The 19,938-nt window shown below is 35.4% G+C and carries 17 protein-coding genes and 1 pseudogene; 14 read left to right on the top strand and 4 right to left on the bottom strand.

The window, feature by feature from the left end; translation table 11 throughout:
* Positions 1–769 precede the first annotated feature (769 nt).
* The gene (locus tag ACNQGX_RS15980; RefSeq protein ID WP_417977905.1) at positions 770–1,471 is read left to right on the top strand and encodes a porin family protein; all 702 of its coding nucleotides are present in this window, start codon (positions 770–772) and stop codon (positions 1,469–1,471) included.
* On the opposite strand, the gene ACNQGX_RS15985 is transcribed toward ACNQGX_RS15980, so the two are convergent.
* Positions 1,466–2,071 (bottom strand): hypothetical protein, encoded by a 606-nt coding sequence (locus ACNQGX_RS15985; protein WP_417977907.1) that lies wholly within the window; start codon positions 2,069–2,071, stop codon positions 1,466–1,468. The two genes, ACNQGX_RS15980 and ACNQGX_RS15985, sit on opposite strands and share 6 nt — an antisense overlap.
* Before the next feature lie 225 nt (positions 2,072–2,296).
* On the opposite strand from ACNQGX_RS15985, the gene ACNQGX_RS15990 reads away from it, so the two are divergent.
* The 8 genes from ACNQGX_RS15990 to ACNQGX_RS16025 all read left to right on the top strand — a co-directional run bounded on the left by ACNQGX_RS15990 (position 2,297) and on the right by ACNQGX_RS16025 (position 12,964).
* Positions 2,297–4,744 carry a bifunctional UDP-N-acetylmuramoyl-tripeptide:D-alanyl-D-alanine ligase/alanine racemase gene (locus tag ACNQGX_RS15990; RefSeq protein WP_417977909.1) on the top strand — a complete coding sequence of 816 codons (2,448 nt, stop codon included), beginning with the start codon at positions 2,297–2,299 and terminating at the stop codon, positions 4,742–4,744.
* A gap of 95 nt (positions 4,745–4,839) precedes the next feature.
* Positions 4,840–5,256 (top strand): large conductance mechanosensitive channel protein MscL, encoded by a 417-nt coding sequence (gene mscL / locus ACNQGX_RS15995; protein ID WP_417977910.1) that lies wholly within the window; start codon positions 4,840–4,842, stop codon positions 5,254–5,256.
* 271 nt (positions 5,257–5,527) lie between these two features.
* Entirely contained in the window at positions 5,528–6,517 is a 990-nt protein-coding gene (locus ACNQGX_RS16000; protein ID WP_417977912.1) for an aspartate-semialdehyde dehydrogenase, read from the top strand.
* 99 nt (positions 6,518–6,616) lie between these two features.
* On the top strand, positions 6,617–6,970 hold the full coding sequence (locus ACNQGX_RS16005; protein ID WP_417977914.1) for a hypothetical protein: 354 nt from the start codon (positions 6,617–6,619) through the stop codon (positions 6,968–6,970).
* A gap of 126 nt (positions 6,971–7,096) precedes the next feature.
* On the top strand, positions 7,097–9,346 hold the full coding sequence (locus ACNQGX_RS16010) for a TonB-dependent receptor (protein ID WP_417977915.1): 2,250 nt from the start codon (positions 7,097–7,099) through the stop codon (positions 9,344–9,346).
* A 146-nt stretch (positions 9,347–9,492) separates the two neighbouring features.
* On the top strand, positions 9,493–10,164 hold the full coding sequence (locus ACNQGX_RS16015) for a DUF1016 N-terminal domain-containing protein (protein ID WP_417977917.1): 672 nt from the start codon (positions 9,493–9,495) through the stop codon (positions 10,162–10,164).
* Positions 10,109–10,507, top strand: a complete 399-nt coding sequence (locus ACNQGX_RS16020; protein ID WP_417977919.1) for a PDDEXK nuclease domain-containing protein — start codon at positions 10,109–10,111, stop codon at positions 10,505–10,507. The genes ACNQGX_RS16015 and ACNQGX_RS16020 overlap by 56 nt, the downstream gene beginning before the upstream one ends.
* A 384-nt stretch (positions 10,508–10,891) precedes the next feature.
* The gene (locus ACNQGX_RS16025) at positions 10,892–12,964 is read left to right on the top strand and encodes a prolyl oligopeptidase family serine peptidase (protein ID WP_417977921.1); all 2,073 of its coding nucleotides are present in this window, start codon (positions 10,892–10,894) and stop codon (positions 12,962–12,964) included.
* Between the two features lie 517 nt (positions 12,965–13,481).
* Here the strand turns inward: ACNQGX_RS16025 and ACNQGX_RS16030 are convergent.
* Together ACNQGX_RS16030 and ACNQGX_RS16035 are read right to left on the bottom strand one after the other, a co-directional pair.
* Positions 13,482–15,461, bottom strand: a pseudogene (locus tag ACNQGX_RS16030) (DUF2075 domain-containing protein).
* Positions 15,454–15,660, bottom strand: a complete 207-nt coding sequence (locus ACNQGX_RS16035) for a helix-turn-helix domain-containing protein (protein WP_282717628.1) — start codon at positions 15,658–15,660, stop codon at positions 15,454–15,456. The pseudogene ACNQGX_RS16030 and the gene ACNQGX_RS16035 overlap by 8 nt, the downstream one beginning before the upstream one ends.
* A gap of 82 nt (positions 15,661–15,742) precedes the next feature.
* Here ACNQGX_RS16035 and ACNQGX_RS16040 point away from each other — a divergent pair, with 82 nt between their 5' ends.
* From ACNQGX_RS16040 to ACNQGX_RS16060, 5 genes are all read left to right on the top strand, one after another.
* Positions 15,743–15,988 carry a hypothetical protein gene (locus ACNQGX_RS16040; RefSeq protein ID WP_417977923.1) on the top strand — a complete coding sequence of 82 codons (246 nt, stop codon included), beginning with the start codon at positions 15,743–15,745 and terminating at the stop codon, positions 15,986–15,988.
* A 20-nt stretch (positions 15,989–16,008) separates the two neighbouring features.
* Positions 16,009–16,278: a hypothetical protein gene (locus ACNQGX_RS16045; RefSeq protein ID WP_417977925.1), complete on the top strand. Its 270-nt coding sequence runs from the start codon at positions 16,009–16,011 to the stop codon at positions 16,276–16,278.
* A 121-nt stretch (positions 16,279–16,399) separates the two neighbouring features.
* Positions 16,400–16,714, top strand: coding sequence for an HPF/RaiA family ribosome-associated protein (locus ACNQGX_RS16050; RefSeq protein ID WP_417977927.1), 315 nt, complete (start codon positions 16,400–16,402; stop codon positions 16,712–16,714).
* Between the two features lie 202 nt (positions 16,715–16,916).
* The gene (locus ACNQGX_RS16055; protein ID WP_417977929.1) at positions 16,917–17,318 is read left to right on the top strand and encodes a BRO-N domain-containing protein; all 402 of its coding nucleotides are present in this window, start codon (positions 16,917–16,919) and stop codon (positions 17,316–17,318) included.
* Positions 17,319–17,728: 410 nt separating this feature from the next.
* Positions 17,729–18,076 carry a GIY-YIG nuclease family protein gene (locus ACNQGX_RS16060; RefSeq protein WP_417977931.1) on the top strand — a complete coding sequence of 116 codons (348 nt, stop codon included), beginning with the start codon at positions 17,729–17,731 and terminating at the stop codon, positions 18,074–18,076.
* Positions 18,077–18,171: 95 nt separating this feature from the next.
* Here the strand turns inward: ACNQGX_RS16060 and ACNQGX_RS16065 are convergent, their stop codons facing one another.
* A complete protein-coding gene (locus ACNQGX_RS16065; protein WP_417977933.1) occupies positions 18,172–19,752 on the bottom strand; it encodes a L,D-transpeptidase family protein in 1,581 nt (526 codons plus the stop codon).
* Positions 19,753–19,938 lie beyond the last annotated feature (186 nt).

Consider the following 19,938-nt stretch of genomic DNA (forward strand, 5'->3'; position numbering starts at 1 on the left):
TCCTTAATCACCAAAATTTTTGCATGTGCCATAATTACTGTTATAATATAGTCCAAATTTACCATAAAAAAACCAATTATCAAAATTGGTCTATATTATATTTTCGTTTGGTATAACTTAAATTTTAATTATAAAAATAAGAAAAGGATTATTTAAATAATCTTTGAGTGTATTTAGTCGATAATATTTGTAGTTCTAACTGATAAATTGTAATTTAGGTTAACGAATTAGAAATCAGAATGTTCCTAAATTAATTTTCCAGAAACTACTTTAAACGCTTGGTTGAAAAAGTTGAGGACACAAGGAATATTTAAGGTATTTAATGCATCGTTAAAAGAAACAGTTTAAAAAGTGTACTAATAAAAAAACAATTAACAGATGAAAATAGACAATAAACAAAACGAAGTGTTTTTGTTCATAGGTGGATTTTTTGTTACTATTGCGAGTTTATTGATTGGTATTTTAATATTGATATTTTTTCGCGAAATTTTATTATTTGGCGTATAAGTCGTGAAAAATAATAAAAATAGAAACTAATAAACTATATCAATCGGGATTATAGATATATCTACTTTTTGAATATGAAATAAAACCCCCGCTAAATTTTTTTTAGTGGGGGTTTTTTGTCCTGTTTGTGAATTGAAGTTTGTTTTTGAAAGTAATACGTGTCAGGAACCTTCCAAAAATCCTATATTTGTATAGCTATATAACTGAATCGAAGAATGTATTTAAACTAGCTATGAAGCAATCATTAAACAAAAATAACAATATGCGAATTTTTCTTAGTTGTTTTCTTCTTTTATCGGTTTTGAATGTTTTTTCCCAAGAAAATACAGCAACTCAAGATACTGTCATTGTGAAAGTCGATTCCTTGTATCGAGAAGATCAGTTTTATTTTGCAATAACGTACAATACCTTGATGAACAAACCGTCTGGGTTGTCACAAAGTAAATTTTCTTCGGGTCTTTCGGCAGGTTTTCTGAGAGATATGCCCATTAATAAAAAAAGAACGGTTGCTATTGCTTCCGGTATTGGTTTTTCTTATAATAATTACAATCAGAATCTTGCTATTTCTTCACCCGCAGGAACACCGGTATATACTATTATTGATTCGGATATTCCATATGATAAAAACAAGTTCTCGCTACTTTCTGTTGATGTTCCTCTTGAGTTCAGATGGAGAACATCTACATACGAAAGTCATAAATTTTGGAGGATTTACGGAGGACTAAAGTTGAGTTATGTACTCTATGATAGGTCTGTTTTTAATAGTGCTGATGGCAAAGTGGTGGTGACAGGAAATAAAGATTTCAATAAAGTTCAATATGGAGCTTACATTTCATCAGGCTATAATACGATTAATTTATATGCCTATTACGGCTTGAATTCGCTGTTTAAATCGGCTAAAGTCAATGACGAATCGGTTAATATGAAATCACTGAATATTGGAATTATATTCTACATTTTATAGCCACAGAAATAACAAAAGCAACTGAGGCACTGCTCCCAGAATAAAACCTATAATCAATTCTTTGTTCGTGTGTGCTTTCATTTCTAATCGTGAGGAAGCCACAAAACCATTCAGGAGAATCAGTGTTGCAATAGTAAATGTAATCTGAATCTGAAGGTGTAAGCTCAATCCAATTATAAATACCGTCAAGGAGCTGATTGCTATCATATGAAGGCTCGCTTTTATATGGAGAAACAAAAGAATAAGCGCCAATATAGTACTCAAAAGTGCACCCAGCAGAAAAAAGTGCAACTCAGGATATCGGTCTATTGTAATGCTTTTTCGCACCAACAGAATTAGTAAAAAGCAGTGAAGGATTAATGGGATTTTGCGTTGGGATACTTCGGCAAGCATGATGGAATCTACGTTTCCTGCGGTACGTAATAATAAAAATACCAAAGCAGGTAAAATTACCGTTACCACCAGAACTTGAAAAAAAACAAATAGTTTTTCTTGATTTACAAAGTCAGCGCCGTTAAATGAAAGGTAAAACAACGTGGCCATTGCCGGTATGAATATCGGATGGAAAACATGGGAAAACAATGGGAGGATTTTTTTCAAAACTTCTGATTTTTATCTAAAAACAAATATAAGTAATCTGCCAAAATTAGTAAAGCCAATGCTATTGTTTCTTTTTCTTAAATAAACGGAATTGCTTATAATTATAGTATATCTAAGTCATCGTTTTGAAAAGAAGTGTTATTTTTGAGGAAGTTTTACAAATAGACGAACTATTAAAAGAGTAATTTCTATACAAGAAATCTACTTCAACCTCTTTCTAATTCCATGAGCCAGAAAATCCTAAAAAGTATTCAAAATATCCCCGCTGAATTTAGTGGTAACAGCACTAATTTGGCAATAGATACTATTGCTATAGACAGTCGTTCGTTGCAAAACGGACCGCAGACTTTGTTTTTTGCATTGGTCGGAGCCAATAATGACGCGCATCGGTACATCAAGGATTTAATTGCAACTGGTGTTCAGAATTTTGTGGTTACCCATATTCCGGAAGAGTGTGAGGGTAAGGCCAATTTCTTTGTTGTTGAAAATACGTTGACCGCTTTGCAGCAATTTGCGGCAAACTATCGCAGTCTTTTTGATTTTCCTATTATCGGATTGACCGGAAGTAATGGAAAAACGATAGTTAAGGAATGGCTTAATTTTTTATTGAGCCCTGATTATAACATTATTCGAAGTCCAAAAAGTTATAACTCACAAATTGGTGTTCCGTTGTCAGTAATTGCAATCAACGAGCAACACAATCTGGGGATTTTTGAAGCCGGAATTTCTACCCATTCTGAAATGGAAAAACTGGAGAAAATAATCAAGCCAACGATTGGGATTCTTACCAATATTGGTTCTGCACATGATGAAGGTTTTACGAGTTTAGAAAATAAAATAAGAGAGAAAATTACCCTTTTTGAAAATTCTGAAGTGGTTATTTACCAAAAGAACGAAATGGTTGATTCCATTATTTTTTCAAAAGCAAAAACGTTTACCTGGAGTTTTGACTCACAAGAAGCTGATGTTTTTGTATTTAATGCAACAATAAAAAGCGACACCACCACAATTCAATACAAATACAAAGGAGATTCATTTGAATTGGTAATTCCTTTTCAGGATAAGGCATCTGTTGAAAATGCAATCTCGTGTTTGATGGTTTTGTTGTATTTTAAATACGATGAAAAAACCATTCAAAATCGAATGGAACTATTGTATCCGGTAGAAATGCGTTTAAAAGTCAAGAATGGAATCAATAACTGCAGTATCATTGATGACAGTTACAGTTCCGATTTTCAGTCGTTGAAAATAGCGTTGGATTTTCTCGAAAGTCAAAAGCAATACAAGAAGAAAACGGTGATACTTTCGGATATTTTTCAAAGTGGTTTGTCTAATGACGAATTGTATGCTAAAGTTTCCCAGTTGATTGTTTCGAATAAAATTGACCGCGTCATAGGCATTGGAGAAACCATTTCGGCATTCGAAAAAAAGTTTGCCAATTGCATAACGTATAAAAATACAGCCGAGTTTATATCAAATTTTGATGATTTGAATTTTGCCAATGAAACCATTCTGATTAAAGGAGCGAGAACGTTTCAATTTGAAGAAATTGTTTCTTTATTAGAAGAAAAAACACATGAAACCGTTCTTGAAATCAACCTGAATGCGATTAGTTATAATTTGAATTTCTTTAAATCAAAATTGAAGCCGAATGTCAAGATTATGGTGATGGTGAAGGCTTTTGGATATGGAAATGGCGGTTTTGAAATCGCTAAATTATTGGAACATCACAAAGTGGATTATCTGGGAGTGGCTTTTGCCGATGAAGGAATTTCGCTGAAAAGCGCAGGAATTCATTTGCCTATTATGGTTTTAAATCCTGAAACGACCAGTTTTCCTGCGATCATTCAACATCAATTAGAACCTGAAATCTACAGTTTAAAAGGACTTCATGCGTTCCTTAAAATTGCACAACAAAAGAATTTAAACCAATTTCCGATACATATCAAACTCGATACAGGAATGCATCGTTTGGGTTTTGAAGACAATACGATTGATGATTTGATTGCGACTTTAAAAGGAAATCAAACCGTTAAAGTAAAAAGTATTTTATCACACATGGCCACAAGTGATGATTTAGAATACACGGATTTTGCACATTCACAAATTGATTTATTCGAAAAATTATCGTCTAAATTGATGGCAGAATTACAAATAAAACCGCTTCGACATATTTTAAATACTTCCGGAATTAGTAATTATCCGGATTCTCAATACGACATGGCGCGTTTGGGTATTGGTCTTTACGGTGTTTCAAATGATGCCGAAGAACAAAAACAGCTGGAAAATGTGGGTACGCTAAAATCGGTAATTTCGCAAATCAGAAGTATTGCTGCCGGCGAAAGCGTAGGGTATGGCAGACGATTCATTGCCGAGAAACCCACGAAAATTGCTACCATTCCTATTGGTTATGCGGATGGTATTTCCAGAAGTTGGGGAAATAGTATAGGTTTTGTAACGATTAAAAAATCAAAAGCATCTATTGTTGGCAGTATCTGTATGGACATGCTGATGGTTGATGTTACTGACATAGAATGTGCAGAAGGAGATCAGGTGATTATTTTTGGCGAAAGCCCGACGGTAACGTATATGGCGCAAAAACTAAACACAATTCCCTATGAAATTCTGACCAGTATTTCCCAACGAGTGAAACGGGTATTCTACAGAGAGTAATTAAATATTGGGTGAAAGGCTATTAATTGTGTTAAAAATTTTATTAAATTCGTTTTTGCAAAGATAAATTGTAACCTAAAAAAAATAAATAAATTATGGGATTTTTCAGTGATTTTAAAGCTTCTTTAATGAAAGGAGACGTTCTAAGTTTAGCAACTGCTGTAGTTATTGGTGCTGCATTTGGCAAAATTGTTGGATCTGCTGTGGATGATGTTATTATGCCAATCGTAGGGTTGATAACTGGTGGAATTGATTTTACCCAAAAATTCATCACGCTGGACGGGAACAGTTACGAAACGCTGCCTGCTGCTAAAACTGCCGGTGCCGCTGTGATTACATACGGAAACTTGGTTCAGGCAATTATTAATTTCGTGATTATTGCTTTCTTTATTTTCATTGTTTTAAGAGCTGCTGAAAAAGCCAGAAAGAAAGAAGAAGTTGCTCCTGCTCCTCCAGCTGGACCAACTCAAGAAGAATTATTGACTCAGATTAGAGATTTATTGAAAAAATAATTTCCGCTGCATTATATATTCTAATTTATCCTGAATTTATTTCAGGACTAAACCGCTTCGTAATCGAAGCGGTTTTTCTTTGCGCTTTTAGTAAAGGAAATTATACCGCAGATTCGGGAATTAACAAAAGAATTTAAAAGCAACTAATTTTATCCAATAACTATTTGTTGTAAATATAACATTTTGTTATTTTTTGTCAACACCCTTGTTTTGATTTCAATATTACTTACTTTTGTACTTCAAATTTAATATTCAATAATAAAAATATAAGATGAGAATAGCAGTTGTAGGCGCTACCGGAATGGTTGGCGAAGTAATGTTGAAAGTTTTGGCAGAAAGAAATTTCCCTGTAACAGAATTAATTCCGGTTGCTTCTGAGCGATCAGTGGGTAAAGAAATTGAATACAAGGGTAAAAAATATAAAGTAGTGGGTATGCAAACGGCAGTTGATATGAAAGCGGATATTGCTTTGTTCTCTGCAGGTGGCGATACGTCATTGGAGTGGGCTCCAAAATTTGCGGCAGCAGGAACAACCGTTATCGATAATTCATCGGCTTGGAGAATGGATCCAACCAAAAAATTAATCGTTCCTGAAATCAATGCAGCTGAATTGACTGCAGCAGATAAAATCATTGCGAATCCTAACTGTTCTACCATTCAAATGGTATTGGTTTTGGCTCCTTTGCACAAAAAATACAACATCAAACGTGTGATTGTTTCTACGTACCAATCCATCACTGGAACAGGCGTAAAAGCAGTGGAACAATTGGAAAATGAATATGCAGGTGTTCAAGGTGAGATGGCTTATAAATATCCAATTCACAGAAATGCGATTCCACAATGTGATTCTTTTGAAGAAAATGGATACACTAAAGAAGAAATGAAACTGGTTCGTGAAACCAAAAAAATCTTAAGCGATAATACAATTGCCGTTACGGCTACTGCCGTTCGTGTGCCAATAGTAGGCGGACACAGTGAAGCGGTAAATGTAGAATTCTCGAATGATTTTGACGTAAATGAAGTGAGAAGCATTTTGCATCATACCGATGGCGTAGTGGTTCAGGATAATAATGACACCTATACGTACCCAATGCCAATGTATGCACAAGGAAAAGATGACGTTTTTGTAGGTAGAATTCGTCGTGACGAAAGCCAGGAGAACACCTTGAATATGTGGATTGTTGCGGACAACTTGAGAAAAGGAGCGGCGACAAACACGATACAAATTGCAGAATATTTGATTGCAGCCAAATTGGTGTAAATCAATTTTTATTTTAAAATGAAACCATTTGTTTCGCAAAAATATATTTTGTGAGACAAATGGTTTTCTTTTTTCTTGTTTTTGTTACCTTTGGCTCGAATGAAAAAGAATAAACTCATAGTAAGTCTTTCTCTGGTTGTTATAGTATTGTTCTCAATGCTGTTTCAGTCATTTCATACCTATGAGCATTTGGAAAAACAGCTTTCCCAAAAGCAGTGCCACCATAAATATAATGTTACCGGTACCGAGATAACGCACCAGCACCACAAATTAGACCATTGTTATGTTTGTGAATTTGCTTTTGGCAGTTACATTACTCCAAAAGATTTCTCCTATCAATTGTACTCCAGTAGTGAAGAAATCCCTTATTTCTTTACTGCAGCGGAAACGGTTATTTCGTTTTCCGGCAGTTTGTATTCCCTTCGAGGTCCTCCAGTAAATAGTTTAAGCTGAATTCATTTTCCATGCAACTTCATTAATTTGATTTTGTTGGATGCTTTTTTATTTACTAAATAATTCCATTCTCGTCAACAACTCTTTTGGAGAAAGCCGACAGTAGGAATACTACAATCATTTTCAATGAAAAAATTTATCATAGCCCTATTCTTGGGGTTTTCGGCGATGCTTCAGGCACAAAATACCCTTTCGGGAACCGTAACCAATTTAAGAAACCAACCCATAAAAGGCGTTTCAGTATATGCGTCAGAATCGCATAAAGGAACCACTACAGATGAAAACGGAAAATACATACTTTCCAATCTGCCAAATAGAAACCTAAAAATCAGCTTTACGTTCGTAGGATTTGCTACCCAAAATAAAACCATAAGCAGTCTTCAAATAGAAAACACACTTGATATTATACTAGAAGAAGCAATTTTCGAAATGGATGAAGTCATTGTTTCAACAGCCTTCAATAAAATTCAATCGCAAAATGTGATGAAAGTGGAGCACGAAAGCATCAAAAATTTGCAACGAAAAGGAACGGCCACTTTAATCGAAGGATTGGCGACTATTCCCGGAGTTTCTCAGGTTTCTACCGGAACATCTATCGGGAAACCGGTGATTCGTGGTTTGAGCGGCAATCGTGTTTTGGTGTATTCTCAAGGCGTTCGAATAGAAAATCAACAGTTTGGTGACGAACACGGTTTGGGATTGAACGATTCAGGAATAGAAAGCGTTGAGGTAATTAAAGGACCAGCTTCTTTGTTGTACGGTTCCGATGCGTTGGGTGGTGTTTTGTATTTTAACCCGGAAAAATTTGCCGATGCAAATACCTTTAAAGCGAACTTCAGTCAAAAATACTTCTCGAATACCGCCGGAAGCAGTTCTTCTTTGGGTTTGAAAACATCTACAGACAACTGGAAATTTATGGCTCGTGGAAGTTACAACACCCATTCTGATTATAAAATTGCTTCGCCAGTTCGGTCTTCGACCTCGGGTGCCGATGGCGACCGAGTGACGAATACCCGTTACAATGAAACCGATTTCAAAACAGGAATTGGCTACAGCAATGCCAAATTCTCAAGTGTATTGCGATACAATTACAATGAATTGGATTTAGGAATTCCGGAAGATGGCATAGCAGACCAAACGACGAGCAAGAAAACCGGATTCCCAAAACAAGGCGTTTTCAATCATTTATTGAGTTTGAATTCTGTTTTCTTTTTCGAAAAATCAAAACTGGATCTTGATTTAGGGTATGTTGCCAATGATCGAAGTGAGTTTGAAGACAGCAATGTGGCCGTTTTACATATGAAACTAAAGACATTCAATTACAATGCAAAATACCATTTACCAAAAATGGGGAAAATAGAAACCATTGTTGGGGTTCAGGGAATGCACCAAACCAATACAAATTCAGGAGAAGAATATTTAATTCCGGATGCTGTTACGAATGATTTTGGTGTTTTTGGAACGGCTAATTATGAGTGGAATTCGAATGTGTTGCAAGCCGGATTGCGTTTCGACAATAGAAATGTTACCACGGATGCGCAAGGAATTACAGGGGAAGAAGGTTCCTTTGAAGCCATCGATAAATCATACGACAGTTTTAATGCATCTTTGGGTTACAAAACCAATCTGGCCGATGATTTGACGTTACGTTTGAACGTGGCTTCGGGATTTAGAGCGCCAAACCTTGCCGAATTAACTTCCAATGGAGTGCATGAAGGAACGAATCGCTATGAAGTAGGAAACAGCGATTTAGAAACTGAGCAAAACGTACAAACGGATTTAAACTTAGAGTACAAAACGGATCATTTTGAGTTTTTTGTAAACGGATTTTACAATCACATCAACAATTATATCTACACTTCGCCAACAGGAGAAGTGATTGACGAAAATGCCGTTTTTGATTATATTCAGAATAACGCTAAATTATATGGAGGCGAAATCGGACTGCATTTTCACCCGCATCCGTTGGATTGGTTGCACTTTGAAACCAGTTTTGAAACCGTAACCGGCGAAAAACAATCCCGAAGTGTCGGGAGAGATTATTTACCGTTAATCCCGGCTAACAATTGGAATAACACCATTAGAACCGAATTTAAAATCAAAAACTGGTTGGAAGATGGTTTTGCAACTTTGAATGTTTCCAGTACGTTCAACCAAAAAAATGTAAGCGGATTTGAGACAGAATCGAATGGGTATAACTTGGTTAATTTAGGTTTTGGCGGAACTGTAAAACTGGGTAAAACCGCTTTTGATGTCAACATCAACGGGAATAATTTATTTGATAAAAGATATATCGCACACCTTTCCCGTCTGAAAACGGATGGCATTTCAAACATTGGAAGAAACATCGTTTTGGGCGTGAATTTTAATTTGTAATTCATTTGCTTGAGCAAAAAAACAAAAAACGCTATTCGAAAGAGTAGCGTTTTTTTGGTTTTAAGGACAAAAGTATTGATTACTGTTTCAGTGCTTTTTTCGTATTATTGTATATAGAATCGAATGAATTTTTATAACCCAAAAGAATGATGCTACAAAACCAATCTGTAATTCCTGATATTAAAGCCATTATAGCAGCTTCCAAAGACAAAGCCATTAGAGCGGTAGACAATGAAAGAACTTTGATGTATTGGTATATTGGGCAACGTATCTTCGAGGAAGAACAAGAAGGAAAGGATCGTGCGGATTATGGAGAGTATTTAACAAAATACATTTCACAACAGTTAGAACCCGAGTTTGGAAGTGGTTTTTCAAAACGCCAAATAGAATTATTTAGGCAATTTTATCGCTCTTTTCCAATTGCGAACGCACTGCGTTCGCAATTGAGTTGGACGCATTACAAACTAATTATTCGTCTTGATAGTCAAGATAAGACTGATTTTTATATAGCCGAAACAGTAAAAAACAATTGGAATACCAGACAATTAGAGCGTCAAATTTATAGCAATCTTTGGGAACGTCTTCTAATGAGTAATGATAAAGAAAGCGTACTCGCCGTTGCCAAAAATGAAAAACTGCCTTCGGATGCCAAAGAGATTATAAAAGACCCGATGTATCTGGAATTTTTGGGACTAAAACGGGAAGCGGCTTATTACGAAAGAGATTTAGAAAGCGCTATATACCCATTTGCAAGATTTTTTATTGGAACTGGGGAATGGTTTTTCATTTGTCGCGAGACAAAAAAGAATACACATTGACGGCGATGAATTTTTTACAGACTTGGTGTTTTATAATCGAATATTACAATGTTTCGTTATTATCGAAATCAAGACAGATAAACTCACGCATCAGGATATTGGTCAACTACAGATGTATGTCAATTATTACGATCGAGTAGAAAAACTGCCTCGTGAAAATCCAACTATTGGTATTTTGCTTTGTGCCAATAAGAATGACGGTGTCGTAAAATTCACGCTGCCGGAAAACGAGAAAAATATTGTAGCCAGTCAATATAAATTATACCTGCCCACGGAACAACAGTTGTTGGAAGCTGTAAATATTGAATTACAGAATTTTGAGCAAGGAAAAGAAAGTGAATAACCTACCGTCTGGACACAAATATTGAACAGAATATTTAGACAAATTAATCTATAAAATCAGTGTAAATCCGTATTATCGGTGTCATCTGTGTTTTTGTTTGAATTGCGTCCGCAGTGCGGACACAATTGAGTAGATTCTGAAATTCATTAAATTTTTAACCTAAACGATAATTCGTGACAAATTCGAGCAATTCGAGGCGAAAAAAAATAGTTGCAATCTTATTTAAACCAAATCCTATTCGAAAGAGTAGCGCTTTTTTGGTTTTATTTAAGACTTTCCCACCTTTACAACACTAACTATTTCCCTATTTTTGTAACAACCTAAAACAGAATCTAATGAAAAAAACTTTTTTAATAATGGCTGTATCTTCTGCAATGGCGACTTTTGGACAAAACCAAAAACCAAAAACCAAAACCTGTAACCTATCCCACAACAAGTAAAGGGGAAACCGTTGATGTATATTTCGATACTAAACTTCCGGATCCGTACCGCTGGCTCGAAGACGACAAATCGGCTGAAACCGGTGCTTGGGTAAAAGCCGAAAACGAAGTGACGTATGGTTATCTGGCTCAAATTCCGTTTCGTGATGCGTTAAAAGCAAGAATGGAAAAACTGTGGAATTATGAGAAAATAGGAGCGCCTTTCAAAGAAGGAAATTTCACGTATTACTATAAAAATAACGGTTTACAAAACCAGTCAGTGTTGTACAGAAAAGACGCCAAAGGAACCGAAACGGTGTTCTTGGATCCCAATACGTTTTCTAAAGACGGAACTACTTCGCTTGGCGGATTGGATTTCTCCAAAGACGGTTCTAAAGTAGCCTATGCCATTTCAGAAGGCGGAAGCGACTGGAGAAAAGTCATTATCATGGATGCCATTACCCAAAAAATAATTGAAGATACCATTGTCGATGTCAAATTCAGCGGTGTGTCTTGGAGAGGAAACGAAGGATTCTACTATTCCAGTTATGACAAACCGAAAGGAAGCGAATTATCGGCGAAAACCGACCAACATAAATTGTATTTCCACACGTTAGGAACCGCACAAAAACAAGACCAAGTGATTTTTGGTGCCGACCAAAAACGCCGTTATGTAGGCGGTGGCGTGACGGAGGATGACCGTTATTTGGTTATCACAGCGTCTAATTCTACGTACGGAAACGAATTGTACATCAAAGATTTGACAAAACCGAACAGTCCTATTGTGACTATTGTGGATAATTTCAAGAGCGACAACAGCATCATTGAAAACGAAGGCGGGAAATTATTCATAGAAACCGACTTGAATGCGCCCAACAAACGCATCGTTACAGTGGATGTCAACAATCCGAAACCGGAAAACTGGAAAGACTTTATTCCAGAAACTGAGAATGTGTTGTCTCCATCAACAGGTGGCGGTTATATCTTTGCGAATTATATGAAAGATGCCGTTTCGGTGGTGAAACAGTATGATTATTCCGGAAAACTGGTTCGTGGCATTCTGTTGCCAGGCGTAGGAACTGCTGGTGGTTTTGGCCGAAAGAAAAAAGAGAAAACCTTGTATTATTCCTTCACGAATTACATTACTCCGGGTTCTACTTTTTCATTCGAACCACAAACCGGTAAATCTACTGTGTATCAAAAACCAAAAGTAGATTTCAACAGCGAGCAATACGAATCCAAACAAGTATTTTATACTTCCAAAGACGGAACCAAAATCCCAATGATTATCACCCACAAAAAAGGATTGAAACTCGACGGGACAAATCCAACCATGCTATACGGTTACGGAGGATTTAACGTGAGTTTGACACCAAGTTTCAGTATTGCCAATGCCGTTTGGATGGAAAACGGAGGCGTTTATGCCGTACCAAATTTGCGTGGCGGTGGCGAATACGGGAAAAAATGGCACGATGCGGGAACCAAAATGCAAAAACAAAATGTATTTGATGATTTCATCGCTGCCGCAGAATACCTGATTGCTCAGAAATATACGTCTTCACAATACCTAGCCATTCGTGGTGGGTCAAACGGAGGATTGCTTGTGGGCGCTACCATGACGCAACGTCCGGAGTTGATGAAAGTCGCTTTGCCGGCGGTGGGCGTGATGGACATGTTGCGCTACCATACTTTTACCTCAGGAGCAGGTTGGGCGTATGATTACGGAACGGCGCAGGACAGCAAGGAAATGTTCAACTACATCAAAGGGTATTCTCCGGTGCACAACATAAAAAAAGGGATTCAATATCCGGCAACCATGGTCACTACGGGCGATCATGATGACAGAGTAGTGCCGGCGCACAGTTTTAAATTTGCTGCCGAATTACAGGAAAAACAAACCGGCACAAACCCAACGCTGATCCGTATTGACATCAATGCAGGACACGGCGCCGGAAAATCAGTGGCGGCAACCATTCAGGAAAATGTCGATATTCAGGCCTTTACCTTATTCAATATGGGAGTCGTGTTATTGCCATAGTTGGACTAACAGGATTTATTTTAGGATTTATTCTGTCCCGACGCTTCGGGATATTTCAGAAGCTATCCCGATAGCTATCGGGACCTGCTTTTCACTACAATCTTTATATCCGCCGAAAAGGCGGAAATAAAGGATTTCCGTTGCAAATGAAATTCACTGAACTCCTATGAAAATAAAAGTATAGTGAAGTAATCAGGGCTAGGGCATTCGATTCTCCAGACGATTGTCATTGCGAGGAACGAAGCAATCACATCATAACAGATACCAATAACAAATTCAAGGAACGCTATTCGAAAGAGTAGCGTTTTTTTGTGGAATAAATTGAAAACCCAATTCAATTCGGGAACATTTTTATCCCGTATGGGATTTAATAGTGGTAGAATTTTGTTTCATACACACAATAATATCCCGTAGGGATTATAGGTTTCGTCCCTACGGGACTTGTTCTTGGTGGTGGGTTTTGGGTTGCTACCAATATTAAACACCTAACGGCGTTTTTTTTACAATGTATTTCGAGCTAAATTTCTTCGATTCCTAATGATTTGAAAAAATCAAAAGTACCGTCATACATGAAAGTTGGTCTTGTAGTATCTTCATTATTACCGAATGGAATATAGATTACCATTCCTTGTCTTGCTCTTGTAAGTAAAACTCTGTAGGAGTTAATTAAATAGTTAGTAATGTCATTACTATTTATATTTTGCCACTTTGTGCCTTTGAATTTTCTATAGTTCCATTGATTATTATCGTAGAATAAATCGCCATCCCAAGCGACACAAGTCCAATCTAATTCTAAGCCTTGAATATCAAATTCTGTAGCAACTTCTTCTAAAAAATAGGATGAACGAATATCATCTTTATCATTCAAAAACCAAATTGGCGCATCAATTTTAGCTTTTACATTTAATCCAAAAGGTCTCAAGCGAATTCCGCCAGATGAAGCTACAACTCCCATTCTTTCTGAGCCCTTGGCGGATTTTTTTAACCATTCTCTGGCTGTATCTAAATCACGAGTAATTTTAATTGGATAATTTTTTTGAATGTAATCAAGATAAATGTTCTTTGCTTTTTTTAGATCATTATTTATAATCTCTTGAATAAAACTTGATAATTGTGCACTTCTAAAAGATCTTAAAGAAACGGATAAATGCAATTCATCTTTTTTTATTGCTTTTCTGTCTTTTAGAATAGCTAGAGCATTTTCATCTTTAATATAGTTTCTATCTTCAATAATTTTTGAAGAATAATAAATGTCCCAATCGTTGAATTTACCTGAAAATGGTCTAATCCATTCCTCCAATCCAGCTTCGCCAGTATTTATTTCTTGTCCACCTCAAATTAAGCAAACTATTGTACACCAATCTCGATGTCTATTCATTACTTCAATAAGAAATTCAGGTTCTGATTTATCAAAATCAGGAATTCCTTTGTTTTTTTTCATAAAACTTGAAGCTTTTTCTTTCGTCCAAGCTCTTTGTGCTTCATCAAAAATGGTCACTTTTTCAATAGGAGGTTTGTCATTTTTAATGGAATCATCTCTGAAATGGTGAATGTTTTGAATAAATGATTCTACATGAGTTGAAGCAAATTTTTTCGTTATCGTTTTACCTTGCTCTTTAGCTGTTTTTACTTTATCTCTAGCCAATGCTTCACGTAAAACATAAACCAATGGGCCATTCCCAGAAAGAAATACCGCGTGTTCATCTTCTTCGTAATTCGAACGTAAATTTGCGATATTTAAGCCCGCTAAAGTCTTTCCTGCTCCAGGAACACCCGTTATAAAACAAATTGATTTCTTATTGTTTTCTTTTGAAAAGTCAATGATATGAGAAATACAATCAGACGTTACTGATAGGTTTTTAGCTCCTGAATCACTCCGTGAAATTTCTTTTACATTGTGTTTTTTATATAAAGCAGTTGCTGCTTCAATAATGGTTGGCGTTGGTTTATAAATAGAACTTTCCCAATATTCAATATTGATATTTTGTGTTTCTTTAAAATGGAATAATGTTTCTTTTATTAAATCAGTTAAATTAGTTGAATTTGCATAAATCGTTTCATAGAGATTATCAAAACCATTACTATAGACGTTTTTAAAATTTGGAGCTTTATCTGCAATTAAAATTGGGATAATTATTTTATTGTGACTTCCTTCGTGAAAATTATTCAAATCCAAACCATAATCAAAAGCTTGCTCTCTTGCATATTTATCATAAACTTTAGAACCAATTTTAAATTCTAAAACAAAAATGCAGTTGTCAATAATTAATATATTATCAACTCGTTTCCCCATTCTAGGAATAGTAAATTCAAAATATAATTTACCGCTAAAAACAGAGATAGTTTCTTTTAGAATTTCTATTTGACTTTTCCACGCATTAGACTGTTGAATATTTAATTTATTCAAATCGTATTGACCTGAAATCTTGCCGTAAATAGTTTGGGAGTCTTCATTAATAAAATCATTAATGAAATTGGAATAGTAAGCTCTATTCATCAAACAAGTCTTTAATTTTTACATCAAGAGCTTTTGCTAATTTTTCAACTACTTCAATTGAAACATTTCTTTCTCCTTTTTCAATAGTTGGTAAATAGGTTCTGTCAATTTCAGCAAGATTTGCAAGTTTTTCTTGTGAAAGACCTTTTGCTTTTCTTAGCTCTTTTATTTTTAAACCGAGTTTTTGCTTAATATTCATGTTAACAAATATTGCAAAATGTGGTCTATATTGCAACGGAGTATAGTCCGGTTTTTTCTACCTTTGAAATAAACCAATTATTATGGAAGCTCCAGAAAGAGATGATTTTTGTTATTGGACATTTATTGAAAAATATTACCCTAATTATTATTCCTGTGATGATATTTTGTTAAGTAATATTCTTCTTAGAAAACTAGAGAGTCAAGAAATTTGTAACGAGGATGAGGAAATGATTCAAGATTGGGATGTTAAAAAACAATTGTTAGAACTCGATAAAAATATATTTTCAAAAGCACTAAAAAATTATTTTGAAATTAAGTATCCTTAAAATCCATTTCTTTTTAAATAATGACATTACTTGAAAAAATCGAATACTTAGAGCAACTTCTCAATCAAACAGAAGAGAATTATGCTGACACTTTCAAAGCAGATATTACTATGTTCTTTGATGATGATTTTTCTGAAGAAAATTCGCAACTACAGTTTTTAGATAATTTAAGTTCAAAACAAGAAATTGAAAATTGGATAGAAAAACTAACTTCTCGGTTTGTAATAAAATTTGATTCTGGATTTGAAACTGAAACTGATTTTATTTATGATTATTTAGAAAATGGATAATCCAATCCCTTCCTTTAAATCCATTTTTTCTCTCTTTTTTTCTCACAATGTTTTATTAATTGGCTCGTTTTTTCATATTGCAATCGGTAAATTTGAAAGACAACATTAAATAAATAAAAACATGACAGTACAGATCAACACAGACAACAATGTAGAAGGACACGCACGTTTGAAAGCGTATATAGCGGAGGAAATAGGAACGGCTTTGGCGCGTTTTGAAGATAAAGTAACCCGTTTAGAAGTGCATCTTGGAGACGAAAACAGTGATAAATCAGGAGTCAATGACAAACGATGCCTTATCGAAGCCCGACCGGTAAATATGCAACCCGTTGCGGTTACCAACCATGCCGATACTACAGAGAAAGCATTTCACGGTGCCTTGGACAAAATTAAAAAAGTGTTGGACACCGCTTTCGAAAAACAGAAAGCGTATTAAATAGTTGCCTTTTGGCAAACATCAATTGAAAAAAAAATGACACTGTCTTTAAAGTAGGATAGTGTCATTTTTTTTGGTTAAGATTCTTTAGAATTGCGATAGTGGTTTTTATTATTTTAGCAGTAAATTAGGACTTTCAATTTAATACCGAAAAGCATTGAAGAATAGCAATTCGAGAGAATGAAATTTATAGAACAAAATAATGGAAAACATAAAATTATTTGAAAGCCAAAAAATACGTTCCTCTTGGGATAACGAACAAGAGAAGTGGTTTTTTTCGATTGTAGATATTATACAAGTTTTGACGGATAGTCCTAGACCAAGGAAATATTGGAGTGCGCTGAAAACAAAACTTAAAAATGAAGGAAGTGAACTGTCCCATAATTTGGGACAGTTGAAAATGATGGCTGATGATGGCAAAATGAGACAAACCGATGTTGCAGATACGGAGCAACTATTCCGTTTGATTCAATCCATTCCGTCGCCAAAAGCAGAGCCTTTCAAACAATGGTTAGCCAAAATAGGCCATGAAAGAATAGAAGAAAGTCAAGATCCTGAAAAGGCGATTGACCGTGCTATGGAAAATTATTTGGTTGTTTGTTAAGATAAATATTCTAAGCGTAATCTTGTCATTGATGACAAAATAAGAACTGATGTGGAAATAGAGAAAAATCTCGAGGATTGCGTGGCTACAATCCAATCTGAAATTATTTCGTGAAAAAATCAAGAAATCCAGAGTTAAGTAAGAATACATTAATTTGACTACGATTGTTGAGCTACTCGTGTGATCTCTCCTTCGTCGAGATGACAAACTTGCTTGATGAAAGATACTTAACACGTGCGATTTGTCATTCCGACGCAGGAGGAATCACATAATATAAGGACACTTATTGGTCTCGAAAATGGATAGTAATAATTATAAAAATAGTCTAAGCGTAATCTTGTCATTGCTTCGCCAGTTCGGGCATAGACCTCGGGTCCGACGTAGGAGGAATCACATCAACAGAGAACTTTATGATTGAATTTACAGAAGGCTATCACACGTATTATGTTTATATTATTACCAATAAGTATCGGACAACGTTTTATACTGGCATGACAAATAATCTTAAAGTGAGATTACAACAACACCAGCAGAATAGTATAGATGGGAACAAAACTTTTGCATCAAAATACAATGTTGAGTTTTTAGTTTATTATGAAAAGTTTACTTGGGTTCAACTCGCTATTACTAGAGAAAAAGAAATTAAGGGTTGGCGAAGAGATAAGAAATTAGATTTAATACGGTCCTTCAATCAAAATTTTGAGTTTTTGAACCATTATTTTGTAAAGGAAAATGAGATTCCTCCTTCGTCGGAATGACAAAATCATCCCGATCGTTTAGCGGAAACATCTGCTTCGTTACTCCTTAATTTGCGAATTTGCGATTTTTTATGATCTTTAAAACGGAACAAAACTTATTTGTCAAACAGTAATGTTGCTAATGCCTCATCCCTTTTATACACATCTTCATAGAAATGAATCACGCCTTCAGCATCTACCCAAGCGGTGAAATAACCAATATACACCGGGATTTTGTTTTTAAGGGTGTACCAATATTCCTCTCCGCTATTCATCGCGGTTGCTATCTTTTCAGGATTCCATTTTTTATCGTTCTTCATAATCATGGCAGCAAGTTCTTTTGGTTTGGCCACACGAATGCATCCGTGGCTGAAAGCGCGGTCTTCTTTACCAAATAAACTTTTGGATGGCGTATCGTGCAAATAAATCGCATTCGAATTGGGGAATAAAAACTTCACTAATCCCAATGAATTTTCAGGGCCGGGTCTTTGTCTTACATAATCATCTTTCCATTCCATGTCATGCTCGGCCAAGTAATTTGGATTCTTTTCAATGGCAGGAAGAATCTCTTTCTTTAGGATATTTCCAGGCACATTCCAATAGGGTCTAAAAACGATATATTTCATTGGCGCACTAAAAATAACTGTTTTATTCATGGCCTTACCTACCACTACTTTAGAGCGTAATTCAGGTTTCCCATTTCTAAAAAAAGTTAACTCATACGCTGGAATGTTCACCACGATTAATTCTTTGGATTTAGTAATGTCATTCGAAATCCATCGGCAGCGTTCCATATTGAGCATGATGGTTTTGATGCGTTCCGCAACGGATACATTCATGTAGTTGATGTGTTCCGGCAGAATCGTTTTGTTGAGGGTATTGCCACTTCTCTTTTTGAATTTCAAAATTCCGGTCGCTAATTCGGCATCATACACGGCACTTTTGGAATCCCGGGAAAGATCATCAGTGATAAACAGACGGGTTCTGATTTGTGCAATTGTAGCGGCACTGTCTCCGGGTTTATACCATTTGACCGTTGTGTCAATAGCAATGGTTTTCCAACCGCCTTTTTTTTCTATTTTACGGTATTCCTGCAAGACATCTTTAAGCAGGTAATACTGCTTTAATACGCCTTTTTCTTCTTTGTTGATTAACGATGGGTTGATTAACAACGAATCTAAATAATTGACATACGATTGTCTTTTTCGAGGTAAAAACCACCCTAAATCTTTTGATTTTTGAGTGCTGATGCCATCGTATACTTTATCCGCATAAAAGAAGTATAATGCGGAGCTTAGTAATTCCGTGTCAATAGTTGCTTTTTGATTGTCTTCCGGATTATCATAAATGTCATCTAATTTTTCTTTGTACGGAATCACGGTTTCAATTCCTTCCTGACTCAAATTATTCACTTTGTTGTACAATACACCTGCAAATTCATTGAGTCCATCCTTGTCAAACCAGATGTAATGAAATTGATGTTTGCGGTATAATTGTTCTACATCGCCTTGGTAACTTTTCAGTTTTGGATATTTTTCAAAAAAAGTTTTGATTTGTGTGCTGTCAAAAGCAACTTCAACGGTATTTAAACTCGTTTGGTTCTTGGTGGAATTGATATTATTTTTCTTTTTACAGGAAACGGTGGTGAGCAATAGTGTAAAAACTATAATTAGTATTGGGGAGCATAACTTTTTCATAGGTCAAATTTTAATGCGTAAAAGAATTCATTTAAGGCATTACAAAAATACGCCAAATCGAGTACTATTATACTAGAGTTGGTCTGGCTGTGTTTTTTAAAGTTAAAACCGTATCTTTACTTTTAGTGTAAAATTCAAATTTAAACAAGTATTAATCTTCTGTAAATCAACTGTTTGAATTTTTTA

The organism is Flavobacterium glycogeni, assembly GCF_048286775.1.
Taxonomy (GTDB): Bacteria; Bacteroidota; Bacteroidia; order Flavobacteriales; family Flavobacteriaceae; genus Flavobacterium.

Bases quoted from the DNA above. Each gene is read 5' to 3' on its own strand.
- ACNQGX_RS15980 (WP_417977905.1), top strand. From the start codon at position 770: ATGCGAATTTTTCTTAGTTGTTTTCTTCTTTTATCGGTTTTGAATGTT.
- ACNQGX_RS15990 (WP_417977909.1), top strand. From the start codon at position 2,297: ATGAGCCAGAAAATCCTAAAAAGTATTCAAAATATCCCCGCTGAATTT.
- mscL (WP_417977910.1), top strand. From the start codon at position 4,840: ATGGGATTTTTCAGTGATTTTAAAGCTTCTTTAATGAAAGGAGACGTT.
- ACNQGX_RS16000 (WP_417977912.1), top strand. From the start codon at position 5,528: ATGAGAATAGCAGTTGTAGGCGCTACCGGAATGGTTGGCGAAGTAATG.
- ACNQGX_RS16005 (WP_417977914.1), top strand. From the start codon at position 6,617: ATGAAAAAGAATAAACTCATAGTAAGTCTTTCTCTGGTTGTTATAGTA.
- ACNQGX_RS16010 (WP_417977915.1), top strand. From the start codon at position 7,097: ATGAAAAAATTTATCATAGCCCTATTCTTGGGGTTTTCGGCGATGCTT.
- ACNQGX_RS16015 (WP_417977917.1), top strand. From the start codon at position 9,493: ATGATGCTACAAAACCAATCTGTAATTCCTGATATTAAAGCCATTATA.
- ACNQGX_RS16035 (WP_282717628.1), bottom strand. From the start codon at position 15,660: ATGAATATTAAGCAAAAACTCGGTTTAAAAATAAAAGAGCTAAGAAAA.
- ACNQGX_RS16040 (WP_417977923.1), top strand. From the start codon at position 15,743: ATGGAAGCTCCAGAAAGAGATGATTTTTGTTATTGGACATTTATTGAA.
- ACNQGX_RS16045 (WP_417977925.1), top strand. From the start codon at position 16,009: ATGACATTACTTGAAAAAATCGAATACTTAGAGCAACTTCTCAATCAA.
- ACNQGX_RS16050 (WP_417977927.1), top strand. From the start codon at position 16,400: ATGACAGTACAGATCAACACAGACAACAATGTAGAAGGACACGCACGT.
- ACNQGX_RS16055 (WP_417977929.1), top strand. From the start codon at position 16,917: ATGGAAAACATAAAATTATTTGAAAGCCAAAAAATACGTTCCTCTTGG.
- ACNQGX_RS16060 (WP_417977931.1), top strand. From the start codon at position 17,729: ATGATTGAATTTACAGAAGGCTATCACACGTATTATGTTTATATTATT.
- ACNQGX_RS16065 (WP_417977933.1), bottom strand. From the start codon at position 19,752: ATGAAAAAGTTATGCTCCCCAATACTAATTATAGTTTTTACACTATTG.